This window comes from Paenibacillus durus ATCC 35681 (assembly GCF_000993825.1).
Classification (GTDB): Bacteria; Bacillota; Bacilli; order Paenibacillales; family Paenibacillaceae; genus Paenibacillus_AQ; species Paenibacillus_AQ durus_B.
The window spans coordinates 771115-793893 of sequence record NZ_CP011114.1; the positions used below are offsets into that span (position 1 = coordinate 771115).

General features: G+C 51.8%; 22 protein-coding genes and 1 tRNA gene. 16 read left to right on the forward strand and 7 right to left on the reverse strand.

From position 1 onward, the window contains the following. The first annotated feature begins 1 nt into the window (after position 1). The 11 genes from ilvN to VK70_RS03550 all read left to right on the forward strand — a co-directional run bounded on the left by ilvN (position 2) and on the right by VK70_RS03550 (position 10637). Positions 2-487, forward strand: coding sequence for an acetolactate synthase small subunit (gene ilvN, locus VK70_RS03500; RefSeq protein ID WP_036640940.1), 486 nt, complete (start codon positions 2-4; stop codon positions 485-487). 167 nt (positions 488-654) lie between these two features. Continuing rightward, entirely contained in the window at positions 655-1647 is a 993-nt protein-coding gene (ilvC, locus tag VK70_RS03505) for a ketol-acid reductoisomerase (RefSeq protein WP_025695999.1), read from the forward strand. Positions 1648-1763: 116 nt separating this feature from the next. Then, entirely contained in the window at positions 1764-3305 is a 1542-nt protein-coding gene (locus VK70_RS03510; protein ID WP_025695998.1) for a 2-isopropylmalate synthase, read from the forward strand. 161 nt (positions 3306-3466) lie between these two features. After that, on the forward strand, positions 3467-4048 hold the full coding sequence (locus VK70_RS03515) for an RNA polymerase sigma factor (protein WP_025695997.1): 582 nt from the start codon (positions 3467-3469) through the stop codon (positions 4046-4048). Then, positions 4045-4497 (forward strand): anti-sigma factor family protein, encoded by a 453-nt coding sequence (locus VK70_RS03520; protein ID WP_025695996.1) that lies wholly within the window; start codon positions 4045-4047, stop codon positions 4495-4497. Before VK70_RS03515 ends, VK70_RS03520 begins: the two co-directional genes overlap by 4 nt. Before the next feature lie 67 nt (positions 4498-4564). After that, entirely contained in the window at positions 4565-5065 is a 501-nt protein-coding gene (locus VK70_RS26265) for a hypothetical protein (RefSeq protein WP_025695995.1), read from the forward strand. Between the two features lie 17 nt (positions 5066-5082). Then, positions 5083-6174 carry a DUF4097 family beta strand repeat-containing protein gene (locus VK70_RS03530; protein ID WP_025695994.1) on the forward strand — a complete coding sequence of 364 codons (1092 nt, stop codon included), beginning with the start codon at positions 5083-5085 and terminating at the stop codon, positions 6172-6174. A gap of 379 nt (positions 6175-6553) precedes the next feature. Further along, a complete protein-coding gene (gene leuB, locus VK70_RS03535) occupies positions 6554-7633 on the forward strand; it encodes a 3-isopropylmalate dehydrogenase (protein ID WP_025695993.1) in 1080 nt (359 codons plus the stop codon). A gap of 214 nt (positions 7634-7847) precedes the next feature. Continuing rightward, on the forward strand, positions 7848-8387 hold the full coding sequence (locus VK70_RS03540; RefSeq protein ID WP_025695992.1) for a peroxiredoxin: 540 nt from the start codon (positions 7848-7850) through the stop codon (positions 8385-8387). 205 nt (positions 8388-8592) lie between these two features. Further along, positions 8593-9000 carry a hypothetical protein gene (locus tag VK70_RS03545; protein ID WP_025695991.1) on the forward strand — a complete coding sequence of 136 codons (408 nt, stop codon included), beginning with the start codon at positions 8593-8595 and terminating at the stop codon, positions 8998-9000. Positions 9001-9521: 521 nt separating this feature from the next. Beyond that, entirely contained in the window at positions 9522-10637 is a 1116-nt protein-coding gene (locus VK70_RS03550; RefSeq protein ID WP_025695990.1) for an ATP-binding protein, read from the forward strand. A gap of 135 nt (positions 10638-10772) precedes the next feature. On the opposite strand, the gene VK70_RS03555 is transcribed toward VK70_RS03550, so the two are convergent. From VK70_RS03555 to VK70_RS03565, 3 genes are read right to left on the reverse strand one after another with little or no spacing between them, the layout of a single operon-like run. Then, positions 10773-10994, reverse strand: coding sequence for a FeoB-associated Cys-rich membrane protein (locus VK70_RS03555; protein ID WP_036640938.1), 222 nt, complete (start codon positions 10992-10994; stop codon positions 10773-10775). A 45-nt stretch (positions 10995-11039) separates the two neighbouring features. Then, positions 11040-13052 (reverse strand): ferrous iron transport protein B, encoded by a 2013-nt coding sequence (gene feoB / locus VK70_RS03560; RefSeq protein ID WP_025695988.1) that lies wholly within the window; start codon positions 13050-13052, stop codon positions 11040-11042. Next, positions 13049-13291: a FeoA family protein gene (locus VK70_RS03565; RefSeq protein ID WP_025692928.1), complete on the reverse strand. Its 243-nt coding sequence runs from the start codon at positions 13289-13291 to the stop codon at positions 13049-13051. The genes feoB and VK70_RS03565 overlap by 4 nt, the downstream gene beginning before the upstream one ends. Before the next feature lie 285 nt (positions 13292-13576). Between VK70_RS03565 and VK70_RS03570 the strand changes: the two genes are divergently transcribed. Together VK70_RS03570 and VK70_RS03575 are read left to right on the forward strand one after the other, a co-directional pair. Further along, positions 13577-15703: a putative bifunctional diguanylate cyclase/phosphodiesterase gene (locus tag VK70_RS03570; protein ID WP_025695987.1), complete on the forward strand. Its 2127-nt coding sequence runs from the start codon at positions 13577-13579 to the stop codon at positions 15701-15703. A 54-nt stretch (positions 15704-15757) separates the two neighbouring features. Beyond that, positions 15758-15828: transfer RNA gene (locus VK70_RS03575), tRNA-Gly, on the forward strand. 149 nt (positions 15829-15977) lie between these two features. On the opposite strand, the gene VK70_RS03580 is transcribed toward VK70_RS03575, so the two are convergent. Beyond that, complete coding sequence (locus tag VK70_RS03580) at positions 15978-17342, reverse strand: dipeptidase (RefSeq protein ID WP_025695986.1); 1365 nt, start codon at positions 17340-17342, stop codon at positions 15978-15980. 199 nt (positions 17343-17541) lie between these two features. Here VK70_RS03580 and VK70_RS03585 point away from each other — a divergent pair, with 199 nt between their 5' ends. After that, positions 17542-18360 (forward strand): protein-glutamine gamma-glutamyltransferase, encoded by an 819-nt coding sequence (locus VK70_RS03585; protein WP_025695985.1) that lies wholly within the window; start codon positions 17542-17544, stop codon positions 18358-18360. 60 nt (positions 18361-18420) lie between these two features. On the opposite strand, the gene VK70_RS03590 is transcribed toward VK70_RS03585, so the two are convergent. Next, complete coding sequence (locus tag VK70_RS03590) at positions 18421-18867, reverse strand: sensor histidine kinase (RefSeq protein ID WP_158454044.1); 447 nt, start codon at positions 18865-18867, stop codon at positions 18421-18423. Between the two features lie 619 nt (positions 18868-19486). Here VK70_RS03590 and VK70_RS28200 point away from each other — a divergent pair. Continuing rightward, the gene (locus tag VK70_RS28200) at positions 19487-19642 is read left to right on the forward strand and encodes a hypothetical protein (protein ID WP_155986922.1); all 156 of its coding nucleotides are present in this window, start codon (positions 19487-19489) and stop codon (positions 19640-19642) included. A 238-nt stretch (positions 19643-19880) separates the two neighbouring features. Here VK70_RS28200 and abc-f read toward each other — a convergent pair whose 3' ends face one another. Beyond that, positions 19881-21845 (reverse strand): ribosomal protection-like ABC-F family protein, encoded by a 1965-nt coding sequence (abc-f, locus tag VK70_RS03595; protein WP_046722804.1) that lies wholly within the window; start codon positions 21843-21845, stop codon positions 19881-19883. A 147-nt stretch (positions 21846-21992) separates the two neighbouring features. Then, entirely contained in the window at positions 21993-22157 is a 165-nt protein-coding gene (locus VK70_RS28205) for a hypothetical protein (RefSeq protein WP_155986863.1), read from the reverse strand. A 199-nt stretch (positions 22158-22356) separates the two neighbouring features. Here VK70_RS28205 and VK70_RS03600 point away from each other — a divergent pair, with 199 nt between their 5' ends. After that, positions 22357-22737, forward strand: a complete 381-nt coding sequence (locus VK70_RS03600) for a PH domain-containing protein (protein ID WP_025694135.1) — start codon at positions 22357-22359, stop codon at positions 22735-22737. Positions 22738-22779: the final 42 nt, after the last annotated feature.

Genomic DNA, 22779 nt, shown 5'->3' on the forward strand with positions numbered 1-22779 from the left:
GGTGGAAAGAAATACGATTTCCGTGCTGGTGAACGACCAGCCTGGTGTGCTCCAACGGGTATCGGGGCTGTTCGGACGGCGCGGGTTTAATATTGAGAGCATTACCGTAGGTCAATCCGAGGAAGCGGGATTATCCAGAATGGTCATCGTCACTTTGGGGGATGATGACCAGCTGGAACAGATTGAGAAGCAGCTCTACAAGCTGATCGACGTCATCAAGGTGGTTGACCTTAGCGCAAAGCCGATGGTTGCCCGCGAGCTGGCGCTGATTAAGGTCAAGGCCGAGCCTTCCGAGCGGCCGGAGATTATGGGCGTGGTCGAAACGTTCCGCGCCTCCGTTGTCGACATCGGCAGCTCGAGCTTGCTTGTGCAGGTGGTCGGGGATACGCAGAAGATCGATGCAATGATCGAACTGCTGAAGCCGTACGGCATCAGAGAGCTGTCCCGGACCGGCGTTACGGCAATGATCCGCGGAAATGTGCAATAGGTATATTTTACAGCTTTAGCGAATTGCTGCTTTTTTGCAGTACAATATAATAATGAACGGCATTCCCGCTAAAGAGCGGGAGCTTGAGGGAAAGCGCTATATGTACAGCCCTTCTCCTGAAGCACCCGCTCTTTAGATGGGTTCCAAATTAAAGGAGGATTTTGACAATGGCAGTAACAACGTACTATGAGCAGGATGGAGATCTGAGCGTATTAAAAGGTAAAACAATCGCGGTTATCGGTTATGGCAGCCAGGGACATGCCCAGGCGCAGAACCTGCGTGACAGCGGACTTCAAGTCATCATCGGCCTGCGCGAAGGAAAATCCTTCCAAACAGCAAAGAATGACGGTTTCGAAGTACTGCCGGTCTCCGAAGCGGTATCCCGTGCGGACGTAGTGCAAATCCTGATGCCTGACGAAACCCAGGCTGCCGTTTATAAGAACGAAATCGAGCCAAACCTGAAGCAAGGCGCGGCGCTTATGTTCTCCCACGGCTTCAACGTTCATTTCGGCCAAATCGTAGCTCCGAAGGATTCGGATGTGCTGCTGGTTGCGCCTAAGTCCCCAGGACATATGGTTCGCCGCACTTATGAAGAAGGCTTTGGCGTTCCCGGCCTGATCGCGATCGAGCAGGATGCTACAGGCAACGCAAAAGCAATCGGTCTTGCTTATGCCAAAGGTATCGGCTGTACCCGCGCAGGGGTAATCGAAACCTCTTTCCGTGAAGAGACGGAAACCGATTTGTTCGGTGAACAGGCTGTACTGTGCGGCGGCGTTACGGCTCTGATCAAAGCTGGCTTTGAAACGCTGGTTGAAGCCGGTTATGCTCCGGAAATGGCTTACTTTGAGTGCTTGCACGAGATGAAGCTGATCGTTGACCTCATCTATGAAGGAGGTATGGCAACGATGCGCGATTCCATCAGTAACACGGCGGAATACGGCGATTATGTAACTGGCCCGCGCGTTGTAACCGACGAAACGAAGAAAGCGATGAAGGCTGTCCTCACCGACATCCAACAGGGCAAGTTCGCGCGCGATTTCATTCTGGAGAACCAATCGGGCCGTGCATTCCTGACCGCTACGCGCCGCAACGAAGCTGCTCATCCAATCGAGGTTGTCGGCAAAGAATTGCGCGAAATGATGGCTTGGATCAAGAAATAAGATTGGTATAATCAGTGTAAGGATTCACATATAAATGCAAGTCTTCAGGTGCGGCTCCGCTTTTACGCGGGCCGCATTTGGAGCGTTTGACGATTACTTTTAAGGAGGTGCCCGGCATGCGAAAAATTTATGTTTTCGATACAACACTGCGTGACGGAGAACAGTCCCCCGGCGTGAATCTGAATACCCAGGAGAAGCTGGAGATCGCCTATCAGTTGGAAAAGCTGGGGATTGACCGTATGGAAGCGGGATTTCCCGCGGCGTCGCCGGGAGATTTGGCCGCAGTCAATGCCGTTGCCAGAGCGGTAAAAAATGTAACGGTCATTGGCCTTTCCAGATCCCGCGAAAGCGATATTGATGCCGTCAAGGAGGCGCTGCAGGGCGCGCAGGACCCCTGCATTCATCTGTTCCTTGCTACCTCCCCGATTCACCGTCAGCATAAGCTCCGGATGGATAAGGGGCAGGTGCTGGAGACGGCGCAGACGGCCATCCGCTATGCGAAGAAGTATTTCTCGAAGCTGGAATTTTCGCTTGAGGATGCGGGACGGACCGAGCTCGACTTTATGGCCGAGGTCGTCGGCATGGCGGTTCGCGAAGGCGCGAGCGTCGTTAACATTCCGGACACGGTCGGATATTTGAACCCGTCGGAGTATGGGGCAATCTTCAAATATTTAAAAGAAAATGTTCCGGACATCGACCGCGTTCAGCTTAGCGCGCACTGCCATAATGATCTTGGAATGGCCACGGCGAATACGCTGGCGGCGATCCTGAATGGTGCGGATCAAATCGAGGGCACAATCAACGGCATCGGTGAACGCGCGGGCAACACGGCGATCGAAGAGATAGCGATGGCGCTTGAGACGCGCAGCGATTTCTTCGGGGCGAAGACGTCGCTTGTACTGTCCGAGATTTCGCGCACTAGCCGCCTGGTCAGCAAATTGACCGGCATGGTCGTGCCGGGGAACAAGGCGATCGTTGGCGCGAACGCTTTTGCCCATGAATCGGGTATTCATCAGGACGGCATGCTCAAGGAGAAGACGACGTACGAGATCATGACGCCGGAAACGATCGGCCTGAAGGAGAGCAAGCTGGTGCTCGGCAAGCATTCCGGCCGCCATGCTTTCCGGGATAAGCTAACCGATCTGGGCTATGACCTGCCGGAAGACGTGCTGAATGCGGCGTTCTCCAGATTCAAGGATTTGGCCGACAAGAAGAAGGAAGTATCCGACGAGGATATTCTGGCGCTGATGGAGGAGCGGCTGGGCATTACGCCGGAGATTTACAGCCTGCGGACCCTGTACGTCACTTACGGCAATGAAGCGACGCCGACCGCGAAACTGGTTCTGAACGGCCCGCCGGAGGAGCCTATCGTTGCAGTAGCCGAGGGGAACGGTTCGGTGGATGCGATATATAACGCTATTGACCAGGCAACTGGCGAGGAAGTCAAGCTGGACGATTATTCCATCAAATCCGTCACTCAAGGCAAGGATGCCCAGGGCGAGGTGCATGTCATTTTGTCACAGGGTATTGTTGCTGCGGCGGGAAGAGGGCTTAGCACCGACATTCTGGAAGCCAGCGCCCGGGCTTATCTTGATGCGCTCAACAAGCTGATTGAGAAGCGCAAGACGTATACGAAGCGCGAGGACGCTCATTTATAGAAAGCGGCGCTTATAGTTTGTTTAGGAATGAGGACGGCGGTATATAGGGACTGTTTCGGGGCGAATCCAGCTCAGAAACAGTCCTTTTTATGCGGATTTCTCATCCTTGTCCAAATTGGATATATAATAGAAATCATGATTTTTGCAGGGGAGAAGAAGAGGTGAACGTCAAACGTAATGTAGAAGGGGAGGGGAGACAACTGGAAGAGGCGGAATGGATATCGGCCGTACTGAACGGCGAGCGTCAGGCTTTTGCCCATTTGGTGACGCGCTATCAGGGCTTGGTATACCGGGTATGCATCAAAATAACAGGAGAATCCGAGTCGGCCAAAGATATGGCCCAGGAGGTATTTATCAAAGCCTACAAGGCGCTTCCCTCCTTCCGGGGACAATCCTCATTTTCTACTTGGCTGTACCGGATTGCCTACCGTACTTGTCTAGACTGGAAAAGAGCTAATGACAGGGAGTGGAAGTATCGCAGCATGGCGGATTATACGGAGAATGACTATGTGACTTCACAGACGCCGGAACATGCCGCGCTCCGCAAGGAGGCTTCCGAAGAACTGGGAAGAAGTGTGAACAGTCTTGCCGAACCGTACCGGTCGGTCGTGCAGCTGTACTACTTTAACCGGCAATCCTATCAGGAAATAGCTGAAGCGAAAGGCATATCGGTAAAAACGGTTGAATCACAGCTTTACCGCGCCAGACAGATCATGCGAAGAAAAGGGGAGAGATGGGAATGAAATGTAATGTAGTGATGGAATGGCTTCCCCATTATACCGAAGGTCTGCTGGCTCCCGAAGCGGAGCGGGAAATGACGCAGCATATCGCGGCGTGCCAAGGCTGCGCGCGGTGGCTGGAGGAAGCAAAAGCGATGGAAGAGATATGGAAGGAAGCGGACGGTGCTCTGGACTTTCAGCCGATCTCCGGTATTCCCGATCTCGTCCCGCAGGTGATGGCGGAAATCGAACGGTTGGAATCTGCACGGCAGCCGGATGGTGCGGGACCTGCTGCTTCAAGGCGGCGCTCAGTGCGCCGGACCTCATGGGTCCATTACGGCCTCGCAGCCTGTCTGACCTTTGTGCTGCTTCAATATGGTGTATTTGAGCAGTTGGGCTATGGGCTGACGGAAATCAACGGCCAGATGTCGAACTCGGTTATGGCATTGTTCGGCCCTCAACAGCCCCGCTAGAGCGGAGGCTGTGGATCAATACACTGCAATCGAATGTCGGCAAGACACATGATCAGGAGGATATTACATGATAAAAAAGAAACGCTGGCTCACTTTTATGCTGGCCATGGTTCCGGGACTCGGACATTTGTATCTGGGCTTCAAAAAACAGGGAATGCAGTTTATGATCGGCGCGTTTGTCTGCATCGTTTTTATTCCTTCTATGCCGACAGTATTCCCGTTCGCGTTGGCTGCGCTGTGGTTCTATCAGCTGTTCGATGCACTGCAAAAGGCAACATGGAACAAGCTCGCTTTTGCAGAGCACGAACGGCTGATGTATAGCCCGGATGGTCTTGGCTCGCCTTGGCCGCCGTTTGCCATGCCCCCGATGCCCGATTACCCGCAGGATGATGTCAGTCCGGCATGGATGGGAGGCGCCTGCATCATAGCAGGAGTTCTCCTGCTGCTGATTACGGTATTCCCGGGACTGTGGTACTTGCTGACCGAACTCAATATCGGTACTATTTTGCTGTCGCTGGGCCTGATCGGCTACGGGCTGCATATGCTTAGAAAGAACACAAAAGCATAAGAACGGAGAATCATGGCATGGGTAGATGGAAGATTGGAAGCTTGACGGCGGCGCTCGGCTCCATTGCGCTTGGCGTTATGCTTACGCTGATTCAATTCGGTAAACTTACGTATGAGGCGCTCGGGTATTTGTGGCCGGCACTGATTATTCTGCTTGGACTGGAAATGCTGCTGCGGCTGCTGTTTAGAACAGAGGCTAGGACCCGTACCAGCGGATGGGCAATCGTTCTGATTGTGCTGCTGGGTCTAGTGAGCGCAGGAAAATCCTTGCTTCCGGGAGGCTCGCTGGACACCCTGTTGGGTAAAGCGCATCTAAGCTCCGTTAACGGAACGGTGCAGATTGGAGAGAACATCAAAGCGGTCAGAATATCGATTCCGGGCGGCAAGGTTAAGGTGAACGGTATTCAGGGAAGCGCTCTAACCTATGAGGGCCGCCTGCTCTTTCCCGGCAGCAGCCAAAGCGACAGCGAACAGGCAATGAAAAAGAATTGGAAGGTTAGAACGGAAGGCGACACGTTAGTGCTTGAAATGACGGCGGCAAAGAGCTTGTTTTCGGGTATTTACATCGGTTTTACCGGCAACACTCCCTATCTCAATGTGAGTCTTCCTGCGGATCTCGCAGTCAAGATCGGAACAAGCGACGGTTCGTTGGATGTTTCGGATCTGAACAGCGGGATCGAGGCGAGCACCTCCAACGGCAAAATTGAAATGCGGGGAATTAAAGGCGGGGTCAAGGCGGGTACAAGCAACGGTTCGCTTAATCTGCAGGGGGTAGAGGGAGGAGTCCATATCACCAGTTCCAACGGCTCCATCACGCTGGAGAATATTGCCGGCCAAGTGTATGCCAAGAGCAGCAACGGCAGAATAACCATTGAATCCCCCGTTACGGGGAATTGGGATTGCGCTTCGAGCAACGGCAGTATCTCGCTTACGATGCCGCAGAAGACGGATGCGACGATTACCGCCGATACGTCCAACGGATCGCTGAAGGGAAGCATCAACTGGCAGAAACAAAGCGACAACAATGGAACTGCGGTACTGGGCAGCGGAAATCATACCGTAAAGCTGTCGACAACCAATGGCAGCGTGAGCGCGGATATTACGGAATAGCCTTGAAATCTAAGAAGAAGCCGTACGCCTCGGAGAAATCCGGCAGCGTGCGGCTGTTGCTGTCCAAATCCAGAAATGATAAGCTCCCGGACCTAACTGTTCATTGTCTTACCAGGCGCATGATTACTCGTATGGAGTAAATGTAATGAATGCCGGGCAATCGGGAATGCTATCGTTGTTCGAATAAGGCGCTCTGCCGTAATATTCCGACTCTGATTTGCGGAAGATTTGCTTTTCGCTCAATCCTAACCAGGTTATAGGCTATTCCTATTAATATGATAGATTCTATATCTTTGTCCTTTTGACCATGTTGTGTTACAACAATATACAGAAGAACTATGTCCGCGTGGGCGCGGATTAACTTGAGGAGTGACGAAGAATGAGCGAAGTTAAAAAAATCGCCGTAATCGCTGGGGACGGTATTGGTCCCGAAGTTGTGGCGGAAGCGGAAAAAGTATTGAAAGTAACCGAGGAAGTATTCGGCTACAAATTTGAGACCGAGCACGCACTGTTCGGCGGTATCGCTATCGACGAGAAGGGCACGCCGCTGCCTGCAGAAACGCTGGATATCTGTAAAAGCGCGGACGCTGTGCTGCTGGGCGCCGTCGGCGGTCCTAAATGGGATACCAATCCGAAGGAGCTCCGTCCGGAGACCGGGCTGCTGGGCATCCGCAAAGCGCTGGGGCTGTTCTCGAATCTCCGTCCCGCAGTCGTATTCGACTGCCTGAAGGATGCTTCCACGCTGAAGCCGGAAGTGCTTGAAGGAACGGATCTGATCGTCGTGCGCGAACTGACGGGCGGTATTTACTTCGGCGAGAAGTTCCGTCGTGATAGCGAGCAGGGGGAAGAAGCGGTAGACACCTGCGCATACAATGTGGCCGAAGTGGAACGCATCGCCCGCCAGGCATTTGAAATTGCCGCCAAGCGCCGGGGCAAGCTGGCTTCCGTCGACAAAGCGAACGTGCTCGAAACGTCGCGTCTCTGGCGTGAAGTGGTTATCCGTGTTTCGGCAGATTATCCGAACGTGGAACTGGAGCATGTGCTGGTCGACAACTGCGCCATGCAGCTGCTGCGCCGCCCTTCGAGCTTCGACGTTATCGTGACCGAGAACATGTTCGGCGATATTTTGAGCGACGAAGCCGCGATGCTCACAGGTTCCATCGGCATGCTGGCTTCCGCTTCGCTGGGCGAAGGAAGCTACGGCCTCTATGAGCCGGTGCATGGTTCCGCTCCGGACATCGCAGGACAAGGATTGGCCAATCCAATCGCCACAATTCTCTCGCTTGCCCTGATGTTCCGTCTGACTTTCGGCTATGAAGACGCGGCAGCCGCAATCGAAGCCGCCGTAGCTCAGGTGCTTGATGCAGGCCACCGTACCAGCGATATTGCCGTAGACAAGAGCAAGGCGATCAGCACGAGCGAGATGGGCGACCTGATTGTCGCAGCCATTCGCAAATAAGAGAAAAACGTCACAAAATATTCCTAGTTTATAATTATTATAAAAAAACAATGAATATAATCTTGACTTTGATTTTGTACGGTGATACCATTTGGTTTGTAACAGCAGAGACGTAACCAAATCCATCATAATCAAGAAAGACACCGCCTCATCATCCTTAACGGAGATGGATGGCAGCATGTTTTTCTTACATAATCAAAGGAGGATTTTCACAATGGCAGAACGTTTGGTAGGCAAACAGGCTCCCGATTTCACTATGGAAACCGTTTCGGGAGACGGCAAAGAATTTGGCAAAGTTAGCTTGTCCGACTATCGCGGTAAATGGCTCGTATTTTTCTTCTATCCTCTGGATTTCACTTTCGTGTGCCCGACTGAAATTACGGCGCTCAGCGAAGCGGCTGACCAATTCACGGCGCTTGATACCGAAATTCTTGGTGTAAGCATCGACTCCGTACACAGCCATAAGGCTTGGATCAACGCTCCGAAAGACGCTAATGGTCTTGGCCAACTGAAATTCCCGCTTGCTTCCGACATTACGAAGAAGGTTGCCAGCGATTACGGCGTATTGATCGAAGAAGAAGGCATTGCGCTTCGCGGTCTCTTCATTATCGATCCGGAAGGCGAACTGAAATACCAAGTGGTTAACCACAATGATGTAGGCCGTAGCGTAGAAGAAACTCTGCGCGTGCTGCAGGCGCTGCAATCCGGCGGATTATGCCCTATGAACTGGAAACCGGGCGACAAGAACCTGTAAGCATAAGCTGCGAGGCGTCCCTCATCCAAGTCCTTTGAAATGCTGATCAAAGCCTCCTTCCGGATTGTTTGTCCGGTCAAGGGGGCTTTTTGCAACAAAACGCCCGTCAGTCTTAGCTTGATCTTTATCAGCAGGAATCGCCGGCAACCGAGTATAATACAATAATACGAAACCATTGGAACTGACCTGAGGAGGGTGAACAATCATGAGTTTTTGCTGTGGAGCGAGTATGGTAGGTACCAAGGGGACGCTTAAGCATTATCGCACGCAAGTCCATAATGTTCCCCTGCTTTTTTGCCCGGTATGTCACCGGGTCGAGGTTCATTACAAGGTCGAGAATGAGTATGAAATCTTGGCGGAATACGCGCATGGCGACGGCGTTACCGATGTGGATTTCCAGGATTATGTGATGGAAGATGAAGAGTCGATTTTTGAAAATGTCGTCAATATGGAAAGTGAAGACGCTATGGCCATTATCCGCAGCCAGATTGATATGGCGCTTGATCTGCTGGCCGTGTCCAAACAGATTGGTGATGTCAAGTGGGAGCGGGAGCTAAAGAAGAGGCTCGCCGTCATGAGTCAGCGCCGTCATCGTCTTCAGCAAAAAGCGTAAAGGTATGGCGTGGATTATTACTTCTCTTGAAAAATCTCCGCAATTGCGACGACACTGAAAAAGGCCGTGAATTTCTACTTCATGTAGAGATCCATGGCCTTTTTGATTTGGAAAGTAAAAAAGCTCGCGGATGCTTTGGAGAAAAGGAAAACCGCCGTAAACGGCCGTAAATCGCGGTTTCTCAGTTTGGTTGAAGCGAATTCCGGTGTTCTCGCAATTGCGAGGACCCTTTTTCATGAAGAATAGCTATTTGCTTAGGCCTTCGAGACGGCACTAAAGTATTATTTTATGAATTTTTTGACATTCGACAGTATCTCTGATTGCTTTGAGCACTTTTCTTGGATATGATTGGAATATAGTTAAAAACGCTTGGATGACTGAATCAAACGAAGATGATCGTAGAATGTACTAGCGGTTCCATAGCATACACTTATATAACAGCCTAATTTGATGTCGCAGAACTGCTTCGTCAATTAGTCGTTCTGCTCCGTCAATTTCAGTTGAAGGGGGAACTTCACATCGTGCTACATGAAATTCACGAAAGTCGGCTTCTGTCGCCGCGATCGTTCCAAGCCGGGCTTCTGGACAGTACATATGAAAATGTTCTGGAGCATATTGATTGTGGAGTCATGCTTTTTGATGAAGAAGGAGTTCTAACCTTTGTAAATGCGCGGGCGTACGGAATGCTTGAGCTTCAGCGCTATACGCTGGCAGGATGTACTGTAGTCGATTTGCTGACACATCTTTCTTTGAGCCGGATCAAGAAGAGACAACTGCTGCATATCTATCGGGAGACGGTTTACAAAGGAAAGACGATGTATGAGTTTATGGACGAATATGGTCGCTATTGGGAAGTAAACGCTTCCTTTGGCGGAGATATGAACGGCAGCTACTTATTTACTTTTAAGGAAATTTCCGATTATAAAAAGATAGAACAAACCGCTTACCAAAATGACAATCTGGCTATGTTAGGCAAATTATCTGCCTCCATTGCCCATGAAATCCGGAATCCTTTGACAGCCATTCGCGGATTCATCCAGCTGCTTCGCCCGCATCTGCAGGGACTTGGGAAGGAAGAATATGCTAAGATCATCTTGGCGGAGATCGACCGTGCCAATGATATTATTCATGAATTTCTCTCCTCGTCCAAGCCTTCCTCTCCTCAAGCCGGAATCATTTCCGTTTCCGCCCTGATGAAAGAAGTCATACTGCTGACAGAAAGCGAAGTCTTGATGAAGGGCTGCCAGATCGTTCTTAATGCTTTAGCCAGCGATTTGTATATTTCCGTAGATGTGAAGCAGATTAAGCAGGTCCTGATCAATATGATAAGAAACGCCCTGGAGGCTGTCTCCGACCGCTTGGACGATATCACAGGGAGGATTGAGCTTGGGGCGTATAGAGAAGGCGGAGAGGTACGGATCATCGTCTCTGACAACGGTAAAGGCATGGATGTGTGCACCATGAGCCATCTGTTCAACCAGTTCTTCACCACCAAGGAGAATGGCACGGGGCTGGGCCTTTCCGTGAGTGACCGGATCATTAAAAACCATGGGGGACGCATTTCCGTCAGCAGCCGGATTAATGAGGGGACCAGTTTTGTGATATCGCTTCCGCTGACTCCGGGGCTTACCGCATAACCTAAAAGCAGGGACAGAATTGCTCCTCGTACCCCCTCTCCCCTCAGAAATCAGCACAATAACAGGAAATTGTAAGCATACAAAGAGACCGGCAAGATGATCCCTTGGCCGGTCCCTTTGTATGCTTTTCTTTAACTACAATCCGACTTGATTACTTTGGTGCAGTCCGGATGGCGAGGGCGTTTCCGGGGTGCTGCAGCAGGCTTGTGAGAAGTCATTGGACGCGCCCGGACAGCTTTTTCCTTTGTCACATCCGGCACAAGCGCCCTTTTTCCCTTTTTGCACATGGCGGTAGAGAATCCAGCCGGAATAACCGAAAATAGCGGCAACAATCAATGTATTAATCAATATGCTCATTACGTAATTCCCCGCTTTCCCCATATAGGGCTATTCGTATTTGGCTTAGGCCCATCCAAGAAGCCGTCCGCCTTGATAGATAACCAGACTTACCAAATAGGCCAGGACAACGGCATAGGCTATGGAGAAGAAGGTCCATTTCCAGGAAGCCGTTTCTTTCTTGATTACGCCCACCGTTGCAAGACAAGGTGTATACAGCAGAATAAAGACCATAAAGCTTACCGAGCTGAGAGGCGTGAACGCCTGGGAAATCTGCGCTTCCAGTCCGGCAGCCTCCGGCGCGTGATAGATAATGTTCATCGTTGAGACGACAACTTCTTTGGCAAGGAAGCCTGGAACCAGCGTCGACCCCGCTTGCCAGAAACCAAAGCCGAGCGGCTGAAGCAGGGGTGCGACGAGACCGCCGAATTTGGCAAGGAAGCTGCTGTCCATATCCACATTTAACCCGGCAGGTCCGGTATAAGACATGATCCAGATAATAGCCGAACCGGCCAAAATAATCGTCCCCGCCTTGCGCAGGAAGCCTTTTCCTTTTTCCCAGGTGCTGCGCGACAGCGATTTAAGCTGCGGCATCCGGTAGGGAGGAAGCTCGATTACGAATACTGAGGACTCGTTCTTGAACAAATACTTGGAGAAGAGCTTGCACAGCAGCAGCGCGAACACCACTCCCAAAGCATACATCGTCATAATGACAGCAGCCTGATTTTCCGGGAAAAAGACAGCGGCAAACAGCAGATAGACCGGAAGTCTGGCGGAACAGGACATAAGAGGAAGCAGCAGAGTAGTCAGCATCCGCTCTTTGGGCTGTTCAATGCTCCGCGCGGCCATAACGGCAGGCACGTTGCAGCCGAAGCCGATGATGAATGGAATAAAAGCTTTGCCGTTAAGCCCCATCCGTTCCATTATGCTGTCTACGACCAGACTGACGCGGGCCATATACCCGGAATCTTCTACAAAAGAAATGATCAGGAACAGAATGAAGATTTGCGGGACAAAGACGAGGACGCCGCCTACGCCGCCTATAATGCCGTCGATGATTAGTGCATGTACGAAATCGGATGCCCCGGCCGTATCAAGAAACGAAGCTGCTCCCGAACTGATCGGACCCGAAATGAGACCGTCCAGCAAATCGGACAGCGGTGCGCCGACCCATTCGAAGGTTGTTTTAAACAGCACATACATAAACGCAAGGAATATCGGCAGTCCGAGATAACGATTCGTAAGGATGGAATCGAGCCGTTCCGTCAAGTTATGGGGTTTGAGGCCGGATGTATCTAGAGCGTCAAGACAAAGCGAGCGGATATAATCGGTTCGAATAGAGCGAATCCATTGAGGAAGGGTATGCGCCAACTTGCTGTTTTGAAGCTCATTCTGACAATTTTGACGAATAGCAAGCAGTTTGTCAGTATCCGCGCGGCCCTTGAGGAATTCCAGGATAACCGGATTTTTCTCCAAAAGCTGGAGTGCGACCCAACGATGATTGGGAAGGCCGATCTCCTGGCTCAGCTCCCGCTCAATGGAGGAAATGGCTTGTTCGACGATTAATCCATAATCGAGCTTGAAATTCACAGCGGGGATATCCGCGGAGTTCTCCAGCATGCTCAGCACCTGTGCGCTGCCTTTGCCCGTCCTTGCGACCAGCGGGAGCACGTTAACACCGAGCTTGGATTGCAGAACGTCCGGATGCACCTTAATGCCTCTCGCATTAGCTACGTCGATCATATTAAGTCCGATGACGGTCGGCCTGCCATACTCGAGCAGTTGGACGGTCAGCAGCAGATTACGTTCAAGCTGCGAAGCGTCGACGATATTGACGAGCGCCTCCGGCGACTCTTCAAGCAGATACTGGGTTGCAACGCCTTCGTCGCGCGACAGCGGGTGAAGGGAATAAATGCCGGGCAAGTCAATCAGTGTGCCTGCGCCATTTTTCAGGTCGCCGACCTTTTTCTCCACCGTTACGCCTGCCCAGTTGCCAACATATTCATAAGAAGAAGTCAATGTATTAAAAAGGGATGTCTTTCCCGTATTCGGGTTTCCAAGAAGTGCGATTGAACTCATGACACGTTCACCACAATTTTCGAGGCTTCTTTCCGGCGGATGGCGAGTAATTGTCCGTTGCATTCCAACATAACCGGACCCATGAATGGACCTTTTCCTTTAAGACAGACGGTGCAGCCTTCTGAAACTCCCAAATCAGCCAGACGGCGGCGCAAGACAGGATCCATTCCTTCTATTCCTTGAATAGCGCCGGCGGAACCCGGTTGCAATTGCAGTAGGTGGCAAACTGAAGCAATCATCTTAATCCCTCCGGTGGAGACTGAGAATCAGTCTCAATTGTTTTTTCTGTAATTTATCATTTTTTCAGGCCGAATTCAATGATCAAAATCACAAGAGTGATGCGATTCGACAAACCTGGAGCGATAATCCATAAACGGGTGCTTATTTCTTTGCATATATTAATGCAGGTACTTATCAAAAACACTGTAAATTTCCAGCCTCATCCAACCGATATTTATATTGGGGATATCTATTTTTTATGAGCGATAGAGTGATACTTAGACGCGAGGGGCCTACGAAAGCCTATGAAAATAGAAGAGAAAAAAACACTGCTTACAGCAGTCTTCGGCGCGGCACTGTTTCTGTTGATTCAAAGCATGCACATTGCGCTGAATGGCCATAACGAACGGGAAGCACTGTCTGCGTTGTATCTGATTAGCAGCTGGTGTACCAGCGCCTTCGGATTTGCGATTTTTGCCCAGGGATGGCTTCTTTTCTCCAATCAATTGTCGAGGGGCAGACTCTACTCTTCCGCTCTTTTTTTGGGAGTTTGCGTGTTCGATCTCCTGCATACGCTTGGTTTTATTGGAATTCCGTTCATCCAGAACGTGATAAGCGAAGACCGGGCATTTTGGCTGCTATCCTTCTCAAGGCTTGCGAGCGCAGTCGGCATTTTTCTGATCTTTGGCAAGGAAGATTCTCCGGTGCTTGTCCTGGGGAAAAATAGCATCCTGCGGAAGTCCATCCTTCTGGTCGTGTTGTCGACGGTTCTATTCAGTGCGGGTTCTTATTTCCTTCCGGGAGTAATCAGTCCCACGCAGGCGGATTTTGCCAGAAAACTGCTTAATTTTGTTGTGCTGCTGATTTACCTTCTAGACATCGCCGTTATCCTCTATACGAAACGTACGGAGAAATCGTCCTCGGTGCTGATTATTATCAGGTCGCTCGTATTTCTCGCTCTGGGTCAGTCGTTCTACTTGGACGCGGGGTCCGATAAAAATATCGATTTGCTGTTCGGAGCAGCAAGCTGCGCGGCAGCCTACTATTTGCTGCTCACCGGCGTGTACAGATTGACGCTCGAAGAGCCGTTCTATGAGAAACAGGCGATTGAGGCGCAGATCAATTATCTCGTCTATCATGACGATTTGACCGGACTGCCGAACAGACGCCGGCTGCTCCAGCATGTCGATGAAGTGATTGAGTCCTATAGAACCTCCGCCATACGCGGTTTCTCGGCGCTAGCCGTCCTCAATATTAATCATTTCAAGGATATCAACGTCTCGTTGGGCCATCTGGCAGGAGACCGCCTGCTGCAATTGGTGGCATCCAGAATTAAGGACGGCATCAGGGCTAACGAGGATTTATTCAGTATGGGCGGAGATGAATTCGCCTATCTGATGACTGACATGGAGAGTCTGGATAGCTGCTTTCTCCGCTCCAAAGAACTGCTTAATCTGTTCGAACAGCCTATTGAACTGGAGGCCGGAGAGTATCATATTTCGCTCAGTCTGGGCATCAGCATCTTTCCCGGTGACGGAGATACGGCGGAGCAGCTTATTCAGAACGCGGATACCGCCGTTCATGATGCCAAGGAGCATGGCGTGGATATTCGCAGGTACGTGCCGTTAATACAAATGAAGGCCAAGGAAAGATTAAAGCTGGAGAACGATCTGCGCAGAGCGCTGGAGCGGGAGGAATTTTTCCTTCTGTACCAGCCGCAGGTTCAACTGGCCACGAAGGAGATTGTCGGCATGGAGGCGCTGCTTCGCTGGCAGCATCCAAAACGCGGCCTCGTGTCTCCGGCCGATTTCATTCCCATTGCCGAGGAGAGCGGGCTGATTGTTCCGATCGGGGAGTGGGTGCTGAGAACCGCCTGTTCTCAGAACAAGGAATGGCAGAAGGCGGGATACCGCCCGATCTGCGTATCGGTCAATTTGTCCATGCGTCAGTTTCTCCAGCCGAACCTGGCCGGCAAGATCGGGGGATTCTTGAAGCGGATTGGCCTCGATCCGAGCTATGTGGATCTTGAAATTACGGAGAGCATGACAATGGATAAGGAAAAAGCCTTTGAGCAGCTGAAGCGGCTTAAAGAGCTTGGAGTATATATCAGTATCGACGATTTTGGAACGGGCTACAGCTCGCTGCATTATCTGAAAAATATGCCGATTGACCGCCTTAAAATCGACCGTTCCTTCGTGGCGGAGGTTATGGAGGACAGCAACAATGCTGCGATTGTCTCGACAATTACTTCCATGGCGCATCATTTGAAGCTGAAGGTGACGGCGGAGGGAGTGGAGAACGAGGATCAACTGCAATTCTTGCGCCAGCAGCGCTGCCATGAGGGGCAGGGTTATTTCTTCAGCAAGCCTATCGGGGCCCAGGAGTTCGAAAGGATTTTCCTGAAACCTACTATTTTTGGAATGCCATCCTAATTGGAATTGCCTTATCGGGGCAAAAGTGTTAAAATGTTAGATGTTCACGAAAGCGCGGGTGTAGTTCAATGGTAGAACTTCAGCCTTCCAAGCTGATAGCGTGGGTTCGATTCCCATCACCCGCTTAAGCCCTTATTTTTGTTGGAACCCTTGCGGCGCAAGGGTTTTTTAGTTTGATTTCTGTTCTTGATTATCGTTGGACGAAACAACAAAAGGCTCTCCGCTTAATAATGAGCGAAGAGCCTTTTGCATATCGGTCCAGCTTGGGGGCGAGTTAGATCGTTCCCGCCGATTTCAAAAATTCCACAATCGTCAGCAGACCCTTGTCGAAGTTCTCCAGGTTGAAGTGCTCGTCGGGCGCGTGCAGGTTCTCGTCGTCAAGTCCGAAGCCCATCAGAACGACCGGCGCCTTCAGGATGCGGGAGAAGCTCTCCATAATTGGGATGGAGCCGCCGTCCTTCGTGAACAGGGCGCGTGTCCCGTATGCTTTGCCGTAAGCGTCCGCCGCCAGTTGAAGGAAGCGATTCGACGGATCAATGTCCAAGGCGAACGCTTTCTCCATCTGCCGCACTTCAACCTTGGCTCCCGGCTGAATATGCGATTTCAGATGGGCTTCAATAGCGTCGAGAACATGCTGTGGATTCTGGTCGCCGACAAGGCGGCAGGTGATTTTGGCATGGGCTACTTTCGGGATAACCGTCTTGGTGCCCTCGCCCTGAAAGCCGCCGTAGACGCCATTAAGCTCCAGCGTAGGTCGGGCTCCGACGCGTTCGACAAACGTATAGCCTTCTTCGCCGTAGAGAGTGGACAATCCGAGTCCCTCCCGGATTTTATCCTCGTCGAGTCCCTGCTTGGCGAATTCCTCGCGCATCAGCGGAGACAGCTCCGGTACGCCTTCATAGAAGCCGTCTACGGCGACTCGGCCCTTGTCGTCATGCAGCGACGCGAGCAGAGAGACGAGCGCGTGCAGCGCATTAGGGACAGCGCCGCCGTAAGTACCCGAGTGCAAATCCGTGGAAGCGGTCATGACATCCACCTCCAGTGAGCAGAGGCCCCGAAGTCCGGTGCAGATGGCCGGTCTTCCGCGCTCCAGTAGCGAGGTGTCGGAGACAAGAACGGCGTCCGCAGCCAGCATGTCTTTATGTTTTTCCAAGAAGGAGGTTAAATGAACGCTGCCGATTTCTTCTTCGCCTTCGATGCATACCTTGACGTTAACCGGCAGGGAACCTTCCTGACTCAATATAGCCTCTATCGCCTTAATATGCATGAAGACTTGACCTTTATCGTCGGTTGCGCCGCGGGCGTACAGCTTGCCGTCCCGGATATTCGGCTCGAACGGCGGAGTCGTCCAGAGATTCAGCGGGTCGACCGGCTGAACATCGTAGTGCCCGTAGATAAGCAGAGTCGGCTTGCCGGGTGCGTGCAGATAGTCCGCATAGACGACAGGGTGGCCGCCCGTTGGATGAATTTCGATATGTTCCAGTCCTGCTTTGTTCAGCGTATCCGCGAGCCACTGCGCCGCCGTCAAAATATCTTTCTTGTGCTCGGAAAGTGCGGAAATGCTGGGGATCTTAAGCCATTCATTCAGTTCGTTCAGTTGTTCGTCCCGGCGGGATGCAAAATATTCTGCGTAAGACATAATTATGTACCTCCTGGATTTGCGGGGTCGCAAGCCTTGAGCTTGTGACGGATACGCCGAATCGGATTCGGCGACCCATAGGAACTATTATACTGGAATACCCCTCGCACAATCAAAAATCGCTGGTTTCGCACATCCCTGGGCGCCGCCACGTACAATAACCCATATCCAGAGAATAACGAGTAATGGAGGAACAGCGGTGATTACTTTTTTGAACGGCGGCCAGAACGGAATCGATATGTCAACGCTATCGGCTGTGGAGAGAGAGGTGGTGGAGAAGAAGCGGAGAAGTCCGGAAACCTATGTTTACGAATCGCCCGCCGCGCTGCAATTTGAGCTGAATATGAGAAGGCGCATTGTTGAAGCGGCAATCGCACTCGATGCAAGCGGAGCGACCTTTGTCCCGTTTGAGACCACCAGGGGCAATCGTAACTTTTGGTCACGCACCAGTGAAGGAGGACTTCGCTTAAATAACGGGGTGTTACCTTCCGACGGGATCAATGATATTTTCCGGAACGGCCATCTGTATGCCTTTGAGTGCGCAACGGCGGCGGTAATTGTTCTATATAAGGGAGTCCTTGATGCGCTGGGCGAAGAGGTGTTTAATGCATATTTTAATAACCTGCTGCTCTATGATTGGCAGTATGACAGCGATTTACAGTTAACTGCGACCAATAACAGGGAGGAAGCCTATCCTGGTGATGTGCAGTATTTCAAGAATCCCGATCACGCTCCGGACAAACCGGAATGGCAAGGCGAGAATGCAATTGTGCTTGGCAACGGAATGTATTTTGGGCATGGAATTGGCATCACCACTGCTGCGGGAATCATTGCCGCTCTGAATAATGAGAGGGTGCCAGGCAGCAGAACATCTGCTTATCTTATGGATGAGACGTTTCATCCGAACTTTGAGTATTTGCGGAGATTGTCCGCGGGAAGAAGCCTCCCGTCAGGGGCAGGAAGTTCTAGAGCCTATGCGGTCGTCGCCAGAATAGGTTCGCACAATTTTATATTTTAGCTTAGAAAACCCATTTCTTTAGGGCGAAGTCGTTAGACATTTGCAGGCCGGTTGATGGATTTAGCCTGTTTCAGGCAGTTCAGGATAGCTCACCTTTTGCTTCACTGTCTTCAGGCGAATTGTGAAAATAGCTCCATTCTCACCGTTCATGGCTGTTACTGTGCCTTGGTGATATTCAATGATTTCTTTGGTAATGGCCAGACCTATGCCTGCATGTCCGTCTTCGCCCATATAAAAACGTTCGAAAATATGCGGCAGATCCTTCGGATTGATGCCTTTTCCATCATCGGCTATTCGGATGATCACGTTCCCTGCTTCTGTCCTGGCCTCGATTGCAACGCATGCTCTGGCGTAGCGAATGCAGTTGGAAAGGATATTAATTATCGCGGTTACCAACTTTTCTCTGTCGCCATAGACGCAGACAGGCGATTTCAGTCCCGAATAGCGGACGGTTTTTTCCTGATTCTGGCCCACCATCTTTACCTGTTCCATGGCCTCTTCCAGCATATCACCGATTTCTACATCCCGCTTAACCAGCGGCTGCATATCCCGGTCATTGCAAAAGTTCCGCTACTAGAATCATCGGCTTCCGGCTGCGCTGCTTTTCTGAGCTTTTAAACCGGGATCAATCAAGGAGCTGACGGCTGAGCGGGAACGGCCAGTCCAATGCTCCTGAGTTCCCTCATTTTGAATACCGAGCCGTAGATTTCTCTTTCAGCTTCTTTGCGGATATATTGATTCATGTCCGCTCCGGTGAAACCCGATAAAGCAAAGAACTAAGAGACAGAAATACATTCTCTCCAAATACAATGACGATTACTATGGTCGGATTGTGATGGAGAGTGCGCAATGAACAGCAACCCGGGCCTGCGGCAAGGTCCGGGTTGCTGCCTGTGTCTAAATCGCCCTTAGAGTTGAACAAAAAATACATAAAGATATTTTTATTTTTTTGTTTAAAAAACAACGGAAATCGTTTAGAATAAATAAATGAAAGGGCTTACAAAAAAGGTATATCCGCTGAGTCTTTATGGCTATAATTAATTATATCCCTGATAAAAAAATTTAGGTCCGGCGGTCTAATTTTTTTCCTCTTTTGTGACGATAAGATTATTTAGGAGGGGATCGCATGGAAAAGCAAGAGAATTTGAGACTACCGCTGCAGCAGGAAAGTATGAGAGCACATTCCGAAGGCCGTTTCTCGGCTGGACTTCTGTGGGGAATTCTGATCAGCATCCCGTTATGGATTTCGCTGTTAGGCTGGATTATTAGCTTTACGAGATAGTACGACGGAAGATAGCAATAGTACGGTTGAGCCATCCTTATGAATTGTAACCGGGAAAGAGAAGCGCGGCATGGGAGCAATATTATGGCGCTTAAGCATAGATAGATAAGAAACGCTCAATAGTAAACGGCTTGCACCGCCCGCTTTAAAGGGAGGTGCAAGCCGTTTATTTATAAGCAACCGGATATTGTTCTAGGATAAGGCCGCCCCTTACGGTATGCGAAAGGGCGGCCTTGAATTATTGGCCGGAACTGTCCAGCCACGCTACGTATAACGCGTCGAGCTTGGACTGCAGCGCTTCACGCTCAGCGTACAGCCCGGCTAGCCGGTCGGCATCGCTGCTCAGCTGCGGGTCCAGCATCCGTGCTTCGATGGCTTGGAGCAGCTTCTCGCCCTCGGCAATCTCGCTTTCCCACTCAGCGGCAGAGCGGGCGTTCCGGGAGCGGACCGAACCGCTCCCGCCCTGCGCCCCGCCAGGCTTCGTCTCTGGTGCCGCCACATTTCTTGCCGAAGCTGCTTTCCCGGGGCTTGTATACGCCCCGCTCTCGGCAGATGCGGCGGCAAGCGTAGACGCTTGTTCCGCACGCTTCTCTTTGAAGTACTCATAATTGCCCGGGAATACGGAGAGAGTTCCGTCTTCCAAGGCCCAGATGCTGCGGAAGCAGCGGTTGATGAAATAGCGGTCGTGCGACACCGCGAGCACTGTGCCGGGAAATTCCTCCAGCGCATCCTCCAGCGCTTCCCTAGAGTCAATGTCAAGGTGGTTGGTCGGCTCGTCGAGGATGAGCAGGTTGGGCCGCCGGTGCATGAGCACGGCGAAGCGCAGCCGGGTCCATTCTCCGCCGGACAGTCCCGCGACGCTCTTGAACACATCGCTGCCGTAAAAGAGGAACCTGGCCAGCTGTCCCCGCGCTTCGCCTTCCTCCATGCCGGCCTGTTCGCGGAAATACTTCAGCACGGACTGGCCGGCATCCTCGGGCACGGCTTCCTGGGCAAGGTAGCCGACCGCTGTCCGCGAGCCAAGCGCGCAGCTTCCCTCGTCCGGCTGCTCCAGTCCGAGTATGATGCGCAGCAGCGTGCTTTTGCCCGCGCCGTTGCCGCCGATCAGCGCGGTCGTCTCGCCGTAGCGCAGCACGCCGCCGGCCTCCGTGAACAGCGTCCGCTGTCCGTAGCGCTTGCCGACGCTGTCAAGCACAAGCACCCGGTTGCCCGAGCGGTCCTGCTGCTCAAGCTGTAAATCCATCGCTTTGCGCTCCAGGATCGGCCGCTTGATTTTGACCATCCGGTCCAGCGCCTTTTGCATCGACGCGGCCCGGCGGTGAAAGGAAGGATTAGGCGGATTGGCGTTGTTGCCCCATTCGATCAGCCGTTTGATGCTTTCCTGCATTTTTTTAATTTTTTTCTGCTGCTCCTGGTAGTCGGCGAACTGCTGAAGCAGTCTAGCTTCTTTCTCGGCCTGATAGCCGGTGTAGCCGGTGTGATAGGTGACGGCCTCGCCGTCTTCGATCTCAACGATCTTTGTGACGACGGCGTCAAGGAAGTAGCGGTCGTGAGAAATAACAACTACCGTGCCGTCATAGTCTCTCAGGAATTGCTCCAGCCATTCGATGGCGGCCATATCCAGATGGTTCGTCGGCTCGTCGAGCAGCAGCACATCCGGACGGAGCAGCAGCAGTGCCGCCAGCCCGACCTTCGTCTTCTCCCCGCCGGAGAGGGAAGAGAAGGCGCGCTCAAACTGCTCGCCGCCGATCCCAAGTCCCGAGGACACCCGCTGGATATCGGATTCCATTTCATAGCCGCCGGCCGTTTCGAATTTCTCCTGCAGCAAGCCGTACTCGCGCAGCAGCGCAGTCATCCGCGCTTCGCCGTCAGCGCCGGGGTCCGACATCTCCCGCTCAAGCTCCCGCAGCCGCCGCTGCCACGCCAACGGCTCGGCGAAGCTGCGCTGAAGGACGGCGTTCACCGTGTCCTCGCCGCCTTCCTGAATTTGGGCCAGCAGTCCGACGACGCTGCCTTTACGAATGGCGATTTGCCCCGAGTCGGGTGCTTCTTCGCCGCCCAGAAGGCGGAACAAGGTCGTTTTGCCGGAGCCGTTGCGGCCGATGAGGCCAACCTTTTCGCCCTGGCGGACGGAAAATGAGACATCGCTCAGCACTAGCTGGGCACCGTGGTATTTTTGCACATTTTGACATTGAATAATCATAGGGATTCTCCTTTAACAGCTTCAGCGGCGTGAGAAGCCGAAGAGCTTGGGATATCAAAGGAAACGCCCCTGCCATCTTACGTGGAAGGACAACATAAAAAGACCGCAGGGAAACGTTCCCCGCGGCCTTGTTCGTCCGTGTCCGGTTTAAGGTTGACGGTCGGAAGGCAGGAAAGACATTTCTGGGTAGCCGGGCGTTATGATTTTGGCAAAAAAGGACAGACCTCTCCCGTTAACGCCAAAAGCATGAACGATGCCTGCCATTGCGATAGGCAAACGGCCGACCATGTTACCCAGACCTTCATAATTCATCTTTCCTCACCTCCCTCTTAACAAAGTTACCTTCATATTAAACAAAAAATTTACAGTTAGCAAGCATCATTTTCCGGAAAAAGTCAAAACGCGATCCGCTCCGTCTCCGATTAATTGCATACCCATCGTTATTGTTCGATATGAATGGGGTATGGGCAGCCAAGACGCCCCATCTCGGCAATTAGAAGGAGGAAGGCACATGGCTTTTTTCGACGGTCTGCTCGGCAATGCGTCTCAGATTGATCTCAATGAGGCCCGCAAAGAATTCGGAAAAATTTTGGCTCCGGGGGAACAAATCGAACGGGCGTACCGGCTGATCCGCGACATGTTCATTTTTACGGATAAACGGCTCATACTGATCGACAAGCAGGGCATGACCGGCAAAAAGATCGCATACCACTCCATCCCCTATAAAAGCATTACGCATTATTCCGTGGAGACGGCGGGACATTTCGATCTGGATGCGGAACTGTATCTTTTCGTGTCCGGCAGCACGATGCCGCTCAAAAAAACGTTCAACAAGAGCGTGAATATTTACGAGGTGCAGGCGGTGCTGTCCCAGTATATTTTGAAGCCCTAACTAAAAAACGGCCGCGTATCCCTTTGCAGGGCCGCGAACCGT